Source organism: Escherichia sp. E14V7, assembly GCF_004212225.1.
In the GTDB taxonomy this organism is placed as follows: Bacteria; Pseudomonadota; Gammaproteobacteria; order Enterobacterales; family Enterobacteriaceae; genus Escherichia.
This window is the reverse complement of the sequence record NZ_RHJJ01000027.1, coordinates 19,647-35,401: the sequence shown is the minus strand read 5'-3', so window position 1 is coordinate 35,401 and position 15,755 is coordinate 19,647. Positions and strand designations below refer to the sequence as shown.

Below are 15,755 nucleotides of genomic sequence, written 5' to 3'. Positions count from 1 at the left end.
CCTGCGCCTCGGTCGTGAAGGCTATACCAAAGTACAGAACGCCTCTTACCAGGTTGCTGCTTATCTGGCGGATGAAATCGCCAAACTGGGGCCGTATGAGTTCATCTGTACGGGGCGCCCGGATGAAGGTATCCCGGCGGTGTGCTTCAAACTGAAAGACGGGGAAAATCCAGGATATACCCTGTATGACCTCTCTGAACGTCTGCGTCTGCGCGGCTGGCAGGTTCCGGCATTTACCCTCGGCGGTGAAGCCACCGACATCGTGGTTATGCGCATTATGTGCCGCCGTGGCTTCGAAATGGACTTCGCTGAACTGTTACTGGAAGACTACAAAGCCTCCCTGAAATACCTCAGCGATCACCCGAAACTGCAGGGTATTGCCCAGCAGAACAGCTTTAAACATACCTGATAACGTTTAAGCGGTAACGGTGTCCCGAAACGAACCGTTTCGGGACAATTTCCGAAGTCTGTTCACTGGCATTAGCAACGGAAAAAATTGTTCTGAAGGCACTTCAGAGCAAAACAGGTGCGGTTCCACAGGACAACCGTTTTAGGGGGATAATATGGCTACATCAGTACAGACAGGTAAAGCTAAGCAGCTAACATTACTCGGGTTCTTCGCCATCACGGCGTCGATGGTAATGGCTGTTTATGAATACCCTACCTTCGCAACATCTGGCTTTTCATTGGTCTTCTTCCTGCTCTTAGGCGGGATTTTATGGTTTATTCCCGTTGGTCTTTGTGCTGCGGAAATGGCTACCGTGGACGGCTGGGAAGAAGGTGGTGTGTTCGCCTGGGTATCAAATACCCTGGGGCCGAAATGGGGATTCGCTGCAATCTCATTTGGCTATCTGCAAATCGCTATTGGCTTTATTCCAATGCTCTATTTCGTGTTAGGGGCGCTGTCCTACATTCTGAAATGGCCAGCACTGAATGAAGAGCCGGTAACGAAAACTATCGCGGCGCTGATTATTCTTTGGGCGCTGGCATTAACTCAGTTTGGCGGTACTAAATATACTGCGCGAATTGCGAAAGTGGGTTTCTTCGCGGGTATTCTACTGCCTGCATTTATTTTGATTGCATTAGCAGCGATTTATCTGCACTCCGGAGCACCGGTTGCTATCGAAATGGATGCCAAAACCTTCTTCCCTGATTTCTCGAAAGTTGGCACTTTGGTTGTGTTTGTTGCCTTCATTTTGAGTTATATGGGGGTAGAAGCTTCCGCGACCCACGTCAATGAAATGAGCAACCCCGGACGCGACTATCCGCTGGCAATGTTACTGCTGATGGTGGCAGCGATTTGCTTAAGTTCAGTAGGCGGTTTGTCCATTGCGATGGTGATTCCGGGTAATGAAATCAACCTGTCCGCAGGTGTAATGCAAACATTCACCGTGCTGATGTCTCATGTGGCACCGGAAATTGAGTGGACGGTTCGCGTTATCTCTGCCCTGCTGCTGCTGGGTGTTCTGGCGGAAATCGCCTCATGGATTGTTGGCCCTTCTCGTGGGATGTATGTCACCGCGCAGAAAAATCTACTGCCCGCCGCGTTCGCTAAAATGAACAAAAATGGTGTGCCGGTAACGCTGGTAATTTCCCAGCTGGTGATTACCTCTATCGCGTTGATCATCCTCACCAACACCGGTGGTGGTAACAACATGTCCTTCCTGATCGCACTGGCGCTGACGGTGGTGATTTATCTGTGTGCTTATTTCATGCTGTTTATTGGCTACATTGTGTTGGTTCTTAAACATCCTGACTTAAAACGCACATTTAATATCCCTGGTGGTAAAGGGGTGAAACTGGTTGTGGCTATTGTCGGTCTGCTGACTTCAATTATGGCGTTTATTGTTTCCTTCCTGCCGCCGGATAACATCCAGGGTGACTCTACCGATATGTATGTCGAATTACTGGTCGTTAGTTTCCTGGTGGTACTTGCCCTGCCCTTTATTCTCTATGCCATTCATGACCGTAAAGGCAAAGCTAATACAGGTGTTACACTGGAGCCAATTAACAGCCAGAACGCGCCGAAAGGTCACTTCTTCCTGCATCCACGTGCTCGTTCACCGCACTATATTGTGATGAACGATAAGAAACACTAACCGTGTCTGAGTGGTAATAACACAAGGGAGCGAAAATTAATCGCTCCCTTTTGCGTACTTATTGCCGTATTGACTTGCCCCAGATAAGTACGAGAATAAGCGCACATCTGTTTACCGGAAATAAGCATATATGGATATCTGCTCCCGAACTGTGAAATTCGCGATTAAAAGGCCAGTGGCACTGGTTGCACTGGCTCTTTTACTGTGTAGTTGTAAAAGCACGCCTCCAGATTCAATGACGACACCACCAGCAGGTTCAAAACCACCAGCGACCGCACAACAGTCGTCGCAACCTATGCGCGGTATCTGGTTGGCCACGGTGTCCCGCCTCGACTGGCCTCCCGTCTCTTCGGTTAACATCAGCAACCCCACCAGCCGGGTCCGCGTGCAACAGCAGGCGATGATCGACAAACTGGAAAACTTGCAACGACTGGGAATTAACACGGTCTTTTTCCAGGTGAAGCCCGACGGCACTGCCCTTTGGCCGTCGAAGATTTTGCCGTGGTCCGATCTAATGACCGGCAAAATTGGTGAATATCCTGGTTACGATCCGCTGCAATTTATTCTCGACGAAGCCCATAAGCGTGGGATGAAAGTACACGCCTGGTTTAACCCCTACCGCGTGTCGGTTAATACGAAGCCCGGAACTATCAGAGAACTGAATAGCACCCTGTCTCAACAACCGGCCAGCGTCTATGTTCAACATCGCGACTGGATCAGGACGTCAGGTGACCGTTTTGTTCTCGACCCTGGGATCCCTGAAGTTCAGGACTGGATCACATCGATAGTTGCTGAAGTGGTTTCTCGTTATCCGGTAGATGGCGTGCAGTTTGACGACTATTTTTATACTGAATCACCGGATTCACGGCTTAACGATAACGAGACATACCGCAAATACGGTGGTGCATTTGCGTCAAAAGCTGACTGGCGGCGCAACAATACCCAGCAGTTAATTGCTAAGGTGTCGCACACCATTAAAAGTATTAAGCCGGAAGTCGAATTTGGTGTAAGCCCTGCGGGCGTCTGGCGCAATCGCTCACACGATCCGCTCGGTTCTGATACGCGCGGGGCCGCAGCTTATGATGAGTCCTACGCAGACACTCGTCGTTGGGTCGAACAAGGCTTACTGGATTATATAGCCCCGCAAATTTACTGGCCGTTCTCGCGTAGCGCAGCACGTTATGACGTACTGGCAAAATGGTGGGCAGATGTCGTCAAACCAACCAAAACCCGTCTTTATATTGGTATCGCCTTCTATAAAGTCGGCGAACCCTCAAAGATAGAACCAGACTGGATGGTTAACGGCGGCGTGCCAGAACTGAAAAAGCAGCTCGATCTTAACGACGCCGTGCCAGAAATTAGCGGCACGATTTTGTTCCGCGAAGACTATCTGAACAAGCCGCAAACTCAACAGGCAGTTAGCTATCTGCAAAGCCGTTGGGGAAGCTAAACGCCCTTTCTTACTTTATGACACTGCCGGTGCTTTAAACACCGGCTTGTCATCAACAAAACACTCTCAACGAATAATCAAATCAACTTAAGTCGAATTGTTATAATTCCCCTGATAAAAACGTATGAATATGAAAAACCATACGATATTAACCATCACCGAAAAATAATCACGATGGGCTATACTCTTCAGAAGACCAGTAGCGTAGATTAAAACGGTCATAAGTCACTTATTTCGTTTCAGTATATCTTCATATTTCAGGAGAATATGGTGCCATAAGCCAGTCCAAACGAGTTGCGTTTCGTTTTTCAATTCCGTCTGCCTTTCCAGCCGTATAAGGGTATGAATTATGGAGATGTATTTTAAAAGAATGAAAGATGAGTGGACCGGATTAGTTGCCCAGGTCGACCCCCTCATTCGTAACAAAGCGGCAGAAATTGCCGTAACGCATGCTCATTACTTAAGTGTTGAGTTTTATCGAATTGTACGCACTGACCCGCATGCCGAAGAGTTTTTGAGTAACGAACAGGTTGAAAGGCAACTTAAAAGTGCGATGGAAACGTGGATTATCAATGTGCTCTCTGCACAAACGGACGATGTTGAAAGACTTATACAAATCCAACATACCGTAGCCGAAGTCCATGCTCGTATTGGCATTCCGGTAGAAATTGTCGAGATGGGTTTTCGCGTGCTGAAAAAAATCCTCTACCCGGTAATATTTTCCTCTGATTATTCACCTTCTGAAAAACTTCAGGTTTATCACTTTTCGATTAACAGTATCGACATAGCCATGGAAGTGATGACCAGAGCATTTACCTTTAGCGACAGTAGCGCGGCTAAAGAAGACGAGAACTATCGTATCTTCTCATTACTGGAAAACGCCGAAGAAGAAAAAGAACGACAAATAGCCTCATTACTTTCATGGGAAATAGATATTATTTATAAAGTCCTGTTGGATTCTGATTTAGGCAGCAGCTTACCGTTAAGTCAGGCTGATTTTGGCCTGTGGTTTAACCATAAAGGTCGCCATTATTTTAGTGGCATTGCTGAAGTTGGTCATATCTCTCGCCTTATTCAGGATTTCGACGGAATTTTTCATCAGGCAATGCTCAATGCCAAAAATTTGAGTAACAAAAGTCTGCGCGTGAAGTTTTTATTACAGATACGAAATACCGTATCGCAGATTATCACCTTACTACGTGAACTCTTTGAAGAAGTCTCGCGTCATGAAGTGGGTATGGATGTACTGACGAAATTACTTAACCGCCGTTTCTTGCCGACTATCTTTAAACGTGAAATTGCCCATGCCAATCGGGCTGGCACGCCGTTGTCTGTCCTAATCATAGATGTTGATAAATTCAAAGAGATCAATGACACATGGGGACATAACACCGGCGATGAGATTTTACGTAAGGTCTCACAGGCGTTTTACGACAACGTACGTAGCAGTGACTATGTTTTTCGCTACGGTGGCGATGAATTTATCATAGTGCTGACTGAAGCTTCAGAAAATGACACTTTGCGTACCGCAGAGCGGATCCGCAGCCGGGTGGAAAAAACCAAACTGAAAGCCGCAAATGGCGAAGACATCACCCTTTCTTTGTCCATTGGCGCTGCCATGTTTAATGGGCATCCTGATTATGAACGCTTAATTCAAATAGCCGATGAAGCTCTGTATATCGCGAAAAGACGAGGTAGAAACCGTGTTGAACTCTGGAAAGCCAGTCTTTAGATGCTCCCGGATGCAGAGGTAATCATGAAGCTAACCGATGCAGAAAATGCCGCCGACGGCATTTTTTTTCCCGCCCTTGAGCAAAATATGATGGGCGCGGTGTTAATTAACGAAAATGACGAAGTAATGTTTTTTAATCCTGCGGCGGAGAAGCTCTGGGGGTATAAGCGCGAAGAGGTGATAGGCAATAACATTGATATGCTGATTCCCCATAATTTGCGCCCTGCGCATCCAGAATATATTCGCCATAACCGCGAAGGCGGTAAAGCGCGGGTCGAAGGTATGAGCCGGGAATTGCAGCTGGAGAAAAAAGACGGCAGTAAAATCTGGACCCGTTTCGCGCTATCCAAAGTCACTGCCGAAGGGAAAATTTATTACCTGGCGCTGGTACGTGATGCCAGCGTAGAAATGGCACAGAAAGAACAGACCCGGCAGTTAATTATTGCCGTTGACCATCTCGACCGCCCGGTCATTGTGCTGGACCCGGAACGCCATATCGTGCAGTGCAATCGCGCGTTTACTGAAATGTTTGGTTACTGCATCAGCGAAGCCAGCGGTATGCAGCCCGATACTTTGCTTAACATCCCTGAATACCCGGCAGATAATCGTATTCGCTTACAGCAACTGCTATGGAAAACAGCGCGTGATCAGGATGAATTTCTGTTGTTAACGCGCACGGGGGAAAAAATCTGGATTAAAGCCTCTATTAGCCCAGTTTATGATGTGCTGGCTAATCTGCAAAACCTGGTGATGACCTTCTCTGATATCACCGAAGAACGACAAATTCGTGAGCTTGAAGGCAATATTCTCGCCGCGATGTGTAGCAGCCCGCCATTTCATGAAATGGGCGAAATCATCTGCCGGAATATTGAATCCATTCTTCATGAATCCCATGTGTCGTTGTATGCATTGCGTAATGGTATGCCGGTGCATTGGGCGTCGTCCTCTCATGGGACGGAAGTAAAGAATGCGCAAAGTTGGTCAGTCACCATTCGCCAGCGCGATGGCGCGCCTGCCGGGATTCTGAAAATCAAAACAGCGTCCGGGGCGGTAACCAGCGCGTTTATCGAACGAGTGGCGGATATCAGCCAGCATATGGCCGCCCTGGCGCTGGAACAGGAAAAAAGTCGCCAGCATATTGAGCAGCTCATTCAGTTTGATCCGATGACCGGTTTGCCAAACCGCAATAACCTACACAATTATCTCGATGACCTGGTAGAAAATGCCGTCTCTCCGGTGGTGTATCTTATTGGCATTGACCATATTCAGGATGTCATCGACAGCCTTGGCTATGCGTGGGCCGATCAGGCATTGCTGGAAGTGGTCAATCGATTTCGCGAAAAGATCAAACCTGACCAGTATCTCTGTCGTATTGAAGGTACACAGTTTGTCCTCATCAGTCCGGAAAACGACGTCAGTAACATTACCCAAATAGCTGATGAACTTCGCAATGTCGTGAATAAACCGGTCATGATTGACGATAAACCATTCCCGCTAACCTTAAGCATTGGTATCAGTTACGACGTTGGTAAAAACCGGGACTACCTGCTTTCGACTGCCCACAATGCGATGGATTTTATTCGCAAAAACGGCGGTAACGGCTGGCAATTCTTTAGCCCGGTAATGAACGAAATGGTGAAAGAGCGTCTGATTCTTGGTGCGGCGCTGAAAGAAGCTATCAGCAACAACAAACTAAAACTGGTTTATCAGCCGCAGATCTTTGCGGAAACCGGTGAGCTGTATGGTATCGAAGCCCTCGCTCGCTGGTATGACCCACAGCATGGTCATGTTCCCCCTTCACGATTTATCCCCCTTGCTGAAGAGATTGGCGAAATCGAAAACATTGGTCGCTGGGTTATTGCTGAAGCCTGCCGCCAGCTAGCAGAGTGGCGGAGCCAGAATATTCATATCCCGGCGCTTTCCGTTAACTTGTCTGCGCTGCACTTTCGCAGCAATCAGCTACCCAATCAGGTGTCTGATGCAATGCAAGCCTGGGGTATTGACGGCCACCAGCTGACGGTGGAAATCACGGAAAGCATGATGATGGAACACGATACCGAAATCTTTAAGCGCATTCAGATCCTGCGCGATATGGGCGTAGGTTTATCTGTCGATGATTTCGGCACTGGATTTTCTGGTTTATCCCGTTTAGTCAGTCTTCCGGTAACGGAAATCAAAATCGACAAAAGCTTTGTCGATCGTTGTCTGACCGAAAAACGCATCCGTGCCTTACTTGAAGCCATTACCAGCATTGGGCAAAGCCTCAATTTAACCGTCGTGGCGGAAGGCGTCGAAACCAAAGAACAATTTGAGATGCTACGCAAGATCCACTGTCGCGTTATTCAGGGATATTTATTCTCACGTCCTTTGCCCGCCGAAGAGATCTCTGTCTGGATGTCTACTGCGCTACCGCTTCAAATCGACGCTTAGTACATCTTGCCCGTGCAGACGGGCAAGATTTCATGTATTCATATTCAGCCATTCACCCGACGCTATATTAAAATCGATACTGAATACCCGCGCCAATAATGTAATTATAGTTTTGCATCCCTGGCGAATCTTTCTCTTTTACACTTTCGCCATTTTCTTTATGATAAATTATAGTATTCCCAATATCATTAGAAAATCTACTCCATGACATTTCTGTGAAAATACGCGTCTGTGAATTAATGTTATATCCCACATTAATAAGACCTGAATAATATTTTTGGTTGGATACTTCATCTTTAAATGTAATGTTGCGCAAATAATGCTGATCCGTACCTTTCCCTTCTCCCCAGGCGCTGTATTTAAATTGAGCAATGATATCAAAATCATGATAGATATATTTACCAGAGAGACCTAAATAGGGAGCACTGAATTTTTGTTGGTAGCCAATAACTCTTTCGTTATGAGGGATATCTCCAGTGTCGGCACCATTATCATAACTATAGTAACCTCCTTTCGCGATCCAACTGAAACGCGTCTCCTGATAGCCTAACATGGCGCCAAGTTGGTAGTTTTGCTCCTTTAAAAACCAACCTGTCATATTGAGATCAAACTGATTTGCAAAATTCAACCGCGTTGCCGGGTGATGTGACCAATCGCTCCAGTGGTGCTGCCCCGGCTCCAGCCAGTCATAATCATCCATCAGCGTGCCGGCAGACGCAATCGTCGTCCAGCCTTTAGCATTAAGTGTCAGCCATGAGATTGCATCCCAGGTTACCCCCATTTTAACAATGGGGGTATTTTGGATTTTCCAGTCCAGTTGGCTAAGTTTGCCACCATTGCTATAAACAAACTCACCTGACTCACCATTCGGAAATGAAAGAGAAGCATCAACAAAAACATTGTCAGATAAGAAATTAAATTCTGAAGACGCACTTGCATACTGACTAAGGGAAATTAAAACAATGGCAAAAGAGACCTTTTTCATCAACATAGTTTCATCCTTATTAAACAATGTTAATTAGCTCATTAATTAAATTTAATTAATTCAGGTTAATTAAATCAACTGAATCTTACAATGCCATAAATGTTTCTCACCATCAAACAGAGAACATAAATAAACAAAGTTTTACTGTTATTCTGAACGAAACAGGAGTTTACACCCTGATGCAATAATGATTGTTCGAGAACAGGCAGGAATAACGGAAAAAATGAAGATGCAGTTTAAATGCGAGGTTTCATTGGGATAAGCAGAAAATATCTGTGTAAATGCTTGCCGGATGACAACATCATCCGGCGAGTACTTATGCTTTCAACTGATAATCCAGCGTAATTTCCGCTTTCAGTACCTGAGAAACCGGGCATCCTGCTTTTGCTTTCTGGATAATGCCGTCAAAAGTGGACGCATCAATACCCGGCACGGCAACTTCGCTCTTCAGTGCGATTTTAGTAATCGCAAAACCAGTATCCACTTTATCCAGCGACACATCGGCGGTGGTATCAATCGATGTTGGCGTGAATCCCGCTTCCCCCAGCATTAATGAAAGCGCCATTGAGAAACATGCGGCATGCGCTGCGCCAATCAGTTCTTCAGGGTTAGTTCCTTTTTCGCCTTCAAAACGCGTGTTAAACCCATACGGCTGTTGGTTCAGCACGCCGCTCTCGGTGGATACTGTTCCTTTCCCGCGTTTGATATCGCCTTCCCAGTGTGCCTGACCTTTCTTATGGATTGTCATTCTTGCTCTCCTGTGGGCTTAAAAAGGAAATTATAGACTACGTGAGAATCAGCACGAGGATAAGCAGGATATTCCGAATAAAATCCGGCGAAAATATTTCTCCTGCACTTAAATTAAATTCCCACAATAGATAGCCGGAAATATATAACTCAAGAGATATTGCCTCAATATCAATCAACTCATCACAATAACAATCCCCATCAATATCATGCAGTTAAAATATAAAAATCATCAACCAGGACTAATCTTAACAACGAAGCGGTAAATATTTGTCATGCTGAATGTGCTTTATAAATCTGCGATCCGTAGCAGACACCATAAATACACAGACACGGAGAATCACTATGTTTACTTATTATCAGGCAAAAAATTCAACAGCAGAACCCGCTCTGGTTAATGCCATTGAGCAAGGCCTTCGGGCAGAGCACGGTGTTGTCACTGAAGATGACATTCTCATGGAGCTGACCAAATGGGTCGAAGCCTCTGATAACGACATCCTCAGTGACATCTACCAGCAAACGATAAATTATGTGATCAGCGGCCAGCACCCTACGCTTTAAGCTGCTATGCTTGATCGGCAACCTAATTTAGGGGTTTAGCACGTGTTTCTTCGCTACGGCGATGTTGTCCTTAAAACTAGCTACAGGATTGAGGAGTACAAATGAAATCGAACCGTCAGGCACGTCATATTCTTGGACTGGATCATAAAATTTCTAACCAGCGCAAAATAGTTACCGAAGGTGACAAATCCAGCGTGGTAAATACCCCAACCGGCAGAAAACGCCCCGCTGAAAAGTAATTCATAACCATCAGTCCTCAATGACGATTAAACACCATTGCCTGCGCAATGGTGTTTTTGTTTTTATCTGCTTTATACTTGGGGCCGACGCCCTGGCGGTAAAGCAAAGAAGATAAAAGCACCCCAGGGATGGATATTCAAAAAAGAGTGAGTGACATGGAACCAAAAACAAAAAAACAGCGTTCGCTTTATATTCCTTACGCTGGCCCTGTACTACTGGAATTTCCGTTGTTGAATAAAGGCAGCGCCTTCAGCATGGAAGAACGCCGTAACTTCAACCTGCTGGGGTTACTGCCGGAAGTGGTCGAAACCATCGAAGAACAAGCGGAACGTGCGTGGATCCAGTATCAGGGATTCAAAACCGAAATCGACAAGCACATCTACCTGCGTAATATCCAGGACACTAACGAAACCCTCTTCTACCGTCTGGTAAACAATCATCTTGATGAGATGATGCCTGTTATTTATACCCCAACCGTCGGCGCAGCCTGTGAGCGTTTTTCTGAGATCTACCGCCGTTCACGCGGCGTGTTTATCTCTTACCAGAACCGCCACAATATGGACGATATTCTGCAAAACGTGCCGAACCATAATATCAAAGTGATTGTGGTGACCGACGGCGAACGTATTCTGGGGCTTGGTGACCAGGGCATCGGCGGGATGGGGATTCCGATCGGTAAACTGTCGCTCTATACCGCCTGTGGCGGTATCAGCCCGGCGTATACGCTGCCGGTGGTGCTGGATGTCGGGACGAATAACCAACAGCTGCTTAACGATCCGCTGTATATGGGCTGGCGTAATCCGCGTATCACTGACGACGAATACTATGAATTCGTTGATGAATTTATCCAGGCTGTGAAACAACGCTGGCCGGACGTGCTGTTGCAGTTTGAAGACTTCGCACAAAAAAATGCGATGCCACTGCTTAACCGCTATCGCAATGAAATTTGTTCCTTTAATGATGATATTCAGGGAACCGCGGCGGTAACGGTAGGCACACTGATCGCAGCCAGCCGCGCGGCAGGTGGCCAACTGAGCGAGAAAAAGATTGTCTTCCTCGGTGCAGGTTCAGCGGGATGCGGCATTGCCGAAATGATCATCGCCCAGACCCAGCGCGAAGGATTAAGCGAGGAAGCGGCGCGGCAGAAAGTCTTTATGGTCGATCGCTTTGGCCTGCTTACCGACAAGATGCCGAACTTGCTGCCTTTCCAGACCAAACTGGTGCAGAAGCGCGAAAACCTCAGTGACTGGGATACCGACAGCGATGTGCTGTCACTGCTGGATGTGGTGCGCAATGTCAAACCGGATATTCTGATTGGTGTCTCCGGACAGGCCGGGCTTTTCACCGAAGAAATCATCCGTGAGATGCACAAACACTGTCCGCGTCCGATCGTGATGCCGCTGTCTAACCCGACCTCACGCGTGGAAGCCACACCGCAGGACATTATCGCCTGGACCGAAGGTAACGCGCTGGTCGCCACTGGCAGTCCGTTTAACCCGGTGGTATGGAAAGATAAAATCTACCCTATCGCCCAGTGTAACAACGCCTTTATTTTCCCGGGCATCGGGCTGGGCGTTATTGCTTCCGGCGCGTCACGTATCACCGATGAGATGCTGATGTCGGCAAGTGAAACGCTTGCTCAGTATTCGCCGCTGGTGCTGAACGGCGAAGGTCTGGTACTACCGGAACTGAAAGATATTCAGAAAGTCTCCCGCGCAATTGCGTTTGCGGTTGGCAAAATGGCGCAGCAGCAAGGCGTGGCGGTGAAAACGTCTGCCGAAGCTTTGCAACAAGCCATTGACGATAATTTCTGGCAAGCCGAATACCGCGACTACCGCCGTACCTCCATCTAAACCTGCGCCCGGTAGTGAACACTGCCGGGCAATTTTTCTCTCCCTTTTTCAGATCTCATCCATACTGGGTAGTGGCGAATAAATCTCATTTGCCTCACCTGCTATGCAGAACATCATCCGAAAAGGAGGAACTATGAAGGCTGCGGTTGTTACGAAGGATCATCATGTTGACGTTACGGATAAAACTCTGCGCTCACTGAAACATGGCGAAGCCCTGCTGAAAATGGAGTGTTGTGGTGTATGTCATACCGATCTTCATGTTAAGAATGGCGATTTTGGTGATAAGACCGGTGTGATTTTGGGTCATGAAGGTATTGGTGTGGTGACAGAAGTTGGCCCCGGTGTCACCTCATTAAAACCAGGCGATCGTGCCAGCGTGGCGTGGTTTTACGAAGGATGCGGTCATTGCGAATACTGTAATAGTGGTAACGAAACTCTCTGTCGTTCGGTAAAAAATGCCGGATACAGCGTTGATGGCGGGATGGCGGAAGAGTGCATCGTGGTGGCGGATTACGCGGTAAAAGTGCCAGATAGCCTGGATTCGGCGGCGGCCAGCAGCATTACCTGTGCGGGGGTCACCACCTACAAAGCCGTTAAACTGTCAAAAATTCGTCCCGGTCAGTGGATTGCTATCTACGGTCTTGGCGGTCTGGGTAACCTCGCCCTGCAATACGCGAAGAATGTCTTTAACGCCAAAGTGATCGCCATTGATGTCAGTGATGAGCAGTTAAAACTGGCAACCGAAATGGGCGCAGATTTAGCGATTAACTCACGCACCGAAGACGCCGCCAAAATTGTGCAGGAGAAAACCGGTGGCGCTCACGCTGCGGTGGTAACAGCGGTAGCTAAAGCTGCGTTTAACTCGGCGGTTGATGCTGTACGAGCAGGCGGTCGTGTTGTGGCTGTCGGTCTGCCGCCGGAGTCTATGAGCCTGGATATCCCACGCCTTGTGCTGGATGGTATCGAAGTGGTCGGTTCGCTGGTCGGCACGCGCCAGGATCTAACCGAAGCCTTCCAGTTTGCCGCCGAAGGCAAAGTGGTGCCGAAAGTCGCCCTGCGTCCGTTAGCGGACATCAACACCATCTTTACTGAGATGGAAGAAGGCAAAATCCGTGGCCGTATGGTGATTGATTTCCGTCGCTAAGAGACCTTTGCTGCGACTGCCATGTTCGGGTCGCAGCCTGTTTTGCGAGACGCTTTCCGCAATTTCACTCTTCTTCTTTTCCTCCCCCATCTTTCCCCTCACAATTCGCGAAAACGTAGCGAAATTTGTTGCGCTGCACGGAACAATAGTGATAGTGTTCCTTTCGAGGGAACAAGGATGAAGAGATGATAATGAATTTCAGACACAAGGGATTGCGTGACTTGTTTCTTCTCGGCAAAACCTCCGGCGTTATACCGACGCAAGTCAAACGATTACGCCACCGACTCGCTGTGATTGATGCAGCAAGCTGTCTTGCTGATATCGATATGCCCGGTTACCGACTACACCCGTTAAGCGGCGATCGCGATGGAATTTGGGCGATATCTGTCTCGGGCAACTGGCGAATCACATTTGAATTCGTCAATGGCGATGCATACATACTGGATTACGAGGACTATCACTGATGAAAATGGCCAATCATCCCCGCCCGGGGGACATTATTCAGGAATCACTGGACGAACTTAATGTCAGCCTGCGCGAGTTTGCCAGAGCAATGGAAATTGCGCCCTCAACGGCAAGCCGATTGCTGACCGGAAAAGCAGCGTTGACGCCAGAAATGGCGATTAAACTTTCCGTGGTGATCGGCAGTTCACCGCAAATGTGGCTGAATCTGCAAAACGCCTGGAGTCTGGCAGAGGCGGAAAAAACGGTGGATGTGTCGCGACTGCGCCGTCTGGTTACGCAATAAAAAAATGGCACCTTATAAAGCGCCATTTGAAACTGATGACAAACGCAACATTGCCTGATGCGCTACGCTTATCAGGCCTACACGTTCACTGCAATCTATTGGATTTGAACGGTTTGTAGGCCGGATAAGGCGTTCACGCCGCATCCGGCATGAACAAAGCCTACGTTGTCTACAATAAAAAATGGCGCCTTTTACAGCGCCATTTTCAGCTTAAAGTTCAAAAGAGATTATATCCCTTCTTCACTCTCTTTTTTCGCTTCTGCCTTCTCGATTTCACGATACCAGCGCGGATGGTGTTTCTTCGCCCAGCGACGGCTCACCTTCCCTTCGATCATCCCTTTAATCGATCCTTTCACCCAGAATGCCATATACATATGGATCAGGATGGCGTGGATCAGGATGATACCCGCAGCCGCGTGAATCAGCAGGCTGTAGCGGACAACCTGCATCGGGAAGTACTGCGCAAAGTACGGACGCCAGATAATCACCCCGGTCACCAGCAGCACGAAAATCATGCTCATGATCGACCAGAACATCATCTTCTGTCCGGCGTTGTACTTACCAACATCCGCCACTTTGTGCTCATTGCCTTTCAATACTTCGACAATGTTCAACAACCACGGAATATCTTTCTTATCCGGGATGTTGTGATGCACAAAACGCACAAACATAAACATCAGCGCGACGAAAATCGCAATGCCGAAGAACGGGTGCAAAATGCGTCCCATCTGCGGCGTACCGAAGGTTTGCGTCAGCCATTGCAGCGTCGGGAAGAAGAACGAAATCCCGGACAGCGCCACCAGGAAGAAGCAAATCACCACGGTCCAGTGACAGGCGCGATCGATAAACTTCGTGCGCACAATCATTTTCGACTTACTCATGATGCTCCTCCTCGTCATCGTCCACTTCCTTATTCGGGCCAATACCGATGTAGTGGAAAATCAACCCGGCAAAAGTGGCGATAAAGCCAGCCGCTGCCAGCGGTTTCAGCGCGCCTTTCCACAGGCTTACCGAGGTATCGATCTTCGGCTCCTTCGGCAGACCGTGATACAGCTCCGGCTGATCGGCGTGATGCAGCACGTACATGACGTGCGTACCACCGACCCCTTCCGGGTTGTAGACGCCAGCATGTTCGTAACCACGCGCTTTCAGTTTCGCCACGCGCTGTTCCGCCAGCTCCAGCATCTCCTTTTTGGTGCCGAAGTGGATAGCCCCGGTCGGACAGGTTTTCACACAAGCCGGTTCCTGGCCGACGCTGACGCGATCGACGCAGAGCGTGCATTTATATACCCGGTTATCCTCTTTGTTGAGGCGCGGAATATTAAACGGACACCCGGCAATGCAGTAACCACAGCCGATGCAGTTTTCCGACTGGAAATCGACAATCCCGTTAGCGTACTGAATGATCGCACCAGCAGACGGGCACGCCTTCAGGCAGCCCGGATCTTCACAGTGCATACAGCCGTCTTTACGGATCAGCCACTCCAGCTTGCCGTTCTGTTCGGTTTCGCTAAAGCGCATCACCGTCCAGGATTTGGCGCTCAGATCGGCGGGGTTATCGTAAACCCCGACGCAATGCCCCACTTCATCACGGATGTCGTTCCACTCCGAACACGCCACCTGACAGGCTTTACAACCGATACAGGTGGAAACGTCGATAAGTTTCGCGACTTCTGCTTTGTAATCACGCACCTGAGAAGGCGGCGTGATGGAGTTAGTTGCGGACCTTTTGATAATGTCCTGCGTTTCCATAGCCATCTGTTCGC

General features: G+C 48.2%; 15 protein-coding genes. 11 read left to right on the top strand and 4 right to left on the bottom strand.

Annotated features, from left to right (window positions below; translation table 11 throughout):
• The 5 genes from D9741_RS22895 to dosP all read left to right on the top strand — a co-directional run.
• Positions 1-409: pyridoxal-dependent decarboxylase (locus D9741_RS22895; RefSeq protein WP_240731127.1), on the top strand; the 409-nt coding region annotated here is incomplete at its 5' end.
• Between the two features lie 154 nt (positions 410-563).
• Positions 564-2,099: an acid resistance gamma-aminobutyrate antiporter GadC gene (gene gadC / locus D9741_RS22890; protein ID WP_130210471.1), complete on the top strand. Its 1,536-nt coding sequence runs from the start codon at positions 564-566 to the stop codon at positions 2,097-2,099.
• 130 nt (positions 2,100-2,229) lie between these two features.
• A complete protein-coding gene (locus D9741_RS22885) occupies positions 2,230-3,549 on the top strand; it encodes a glycoside hydrolase family 10 protein (RefSeq protein ID WP_130217555.1) in 1,320 nt (439 codons plus the stop codon).
• Between the two features lie 349 nt (positions 3,550-3,898).
• Positions 3,899-5,281: a diguanylate cyclase DosC gene (gene dosC / locus D9741_RS22880; RefSeq protein ID WP_130217557.1), complete on the top strand. Its 1,383-nt coding sequence runs from the start codon at positions 3,899-3,901 to the stop codon at positions 5,279-5,281.
• Positions 5,282-5,305: 24 nt separating this feature from the next.
• The gene (dosP, locus tag D9741_RS22875; protein ID WP_130217559.1) at positions 5,306-7,711 is read left to right on the top strand and encodes an oxygen-sensing cyclic-di-GMP phosphodiesterase DosP; all 2,406 of its coding nucleotides are present in this window, start codon (positions 5,306-5,308) and stop codon (positions 7,709-7,711) included.
• A 67-nt stretch (positions 7,712-7,778) separates the two neighbouring features.
• On the opposite strand, the gene D9741_RS22870 is transcribed toward dosP, so the two are convergent.
• Both D9741_RS22870 and osmC read right to left on the bottom strand, forming a co-directional pair.
• A complete protein-coding gene (locus tag D9741_RS22870) occupies positions 7,779-8,702 on the bottom strand; it encodes an omptin family outer membrane protease (protein ID WP_130217562.1) in 924 nt (307 codons plus the stop codon).
• 310 nt (positions 8,703-9,012) lie between these two features.
• Positions 9,013-9,444: a peroxiredoxin OsmC gene (osmC, locus tag D9741_RS22865; protein WP_130217564.1), complete on the bottom strand. Its 432-nt coding sequence runs from the start codon at positions 9,442-9,444 to the stop codon at positions 9,013-9,015.
• Between the two features lie 344 nt (positions 9,445-9,788).
• Between osmC and bdm the strand changes: the two genes are divergently transcribed.
• The 6 genes from bdm to D9741_RS22835 all read left to right on the top strand — a co-directional run bounded on the left by bdm (position 9,789) and on the right by D9741_RS22835 (position 13,989).
• The gene (gene bdm, locus D9741_RS22860; protein WP_130217566.1) at positions 9,789-10,004 is read left to right on the top strand and encodes a biofilm-dependent modulation protein; all 216 of its coding nucleotides are present in this window, start codon (positions 9,789-9,791) and stop codon (positions 10,002-10,004) included.
• Between the two features lie 101 nt (positions 10,005-10,105).
• Positions 10,106-10,243: a stationary-phase-induced ribosome-associated protein gene (sra, locus tag D9741_RS22855; protein ID WP_000841557.1), complete on the top strand. Its 138-nt coding sequence runs from the start codon at positions 10,106-10,108 to the stop codon at positions 10,241-10,243.
• 156 nt (positions 10,244-10,399) lie between these two features.
• Entirely contained in the window at positions 10,400-12,097 is a 1,698-nt protein-coding gene (gene maeA / locus D9741_RS22850; RefSeq protein ID WP_024166593.1) for a malate dehydrogenase, read from the top strand.
• A gap of 133 nt (positions 12,098-12,230) precedes the next feature.
• The gene (gene adhP, locus D9741_RS22845; protein WP_130217568.1) at positions 12,231-13,241 is read left to right on the top strand and encodes an alcohol dehydrogenase AdhP; all 1,011 of its coding nucleotides are present in this window, start codon (positions 12,231-12,233) and stop codon (positions 13,239-13,241) included.
• Between the two features lie 185 nt (positions 13,242-13,426).
• On the top strand, positions 13,427-13,705 hold the full coding sequence (locus D9741_RS22840; protein WP_000605676.1) for a type II toxin-antitoxin system RelE/ParE family toxin: 279 nt from the start codon (positions 13,427-13,429) through the stop codon (positions 13,703-13,705).
• Positions 13,705-13,989 (top strand): HigA family addiction module antitoxin, encoded by a 285-nt coding sequence (locus D9741_RS22835; protein ID WP_000781370.1) that lies wholly within the window; start codon positions 13,705-13,707, stop codon positions 13,987-13,989. Before D9741_RS22840 ends, D9741_RS22835 begins: the two co-directional genes overlap by 1 nt.
• Positions 13,990-14,216: 227 nt before the next feature.
• Here the strand turns inward: D9741_RS22835 and fdnI are convergent, their stop codons facing one another.
• Complete coding sequence (gene fdnI, locus D9741_RS22830) at positions 14,217-14,870, bottom strand: formate dehydrogenase-N subunit gamma (protein ID WP_000045648.1); 654 nt, start codon at positions 14,868-14,870, stop codon at positions 14,217-14,219.
• Positions 14,863-15,747 (bottom strand): formate dehydrogenase N subunit beta, encoded by an 885-nt coding sequence (gene fdnH, locus D9741_RS22825; protein WP_130217570.1) that lies wholly within the window; start codon positions 15,745-15,747, stop codon positions 14,863-14,865. Before fdnH ends, fdnI begins: the two co-directional genes overlap by 8 nt.
• Positions 15,748-15,755: the final 8 nt, after the last annotated feature.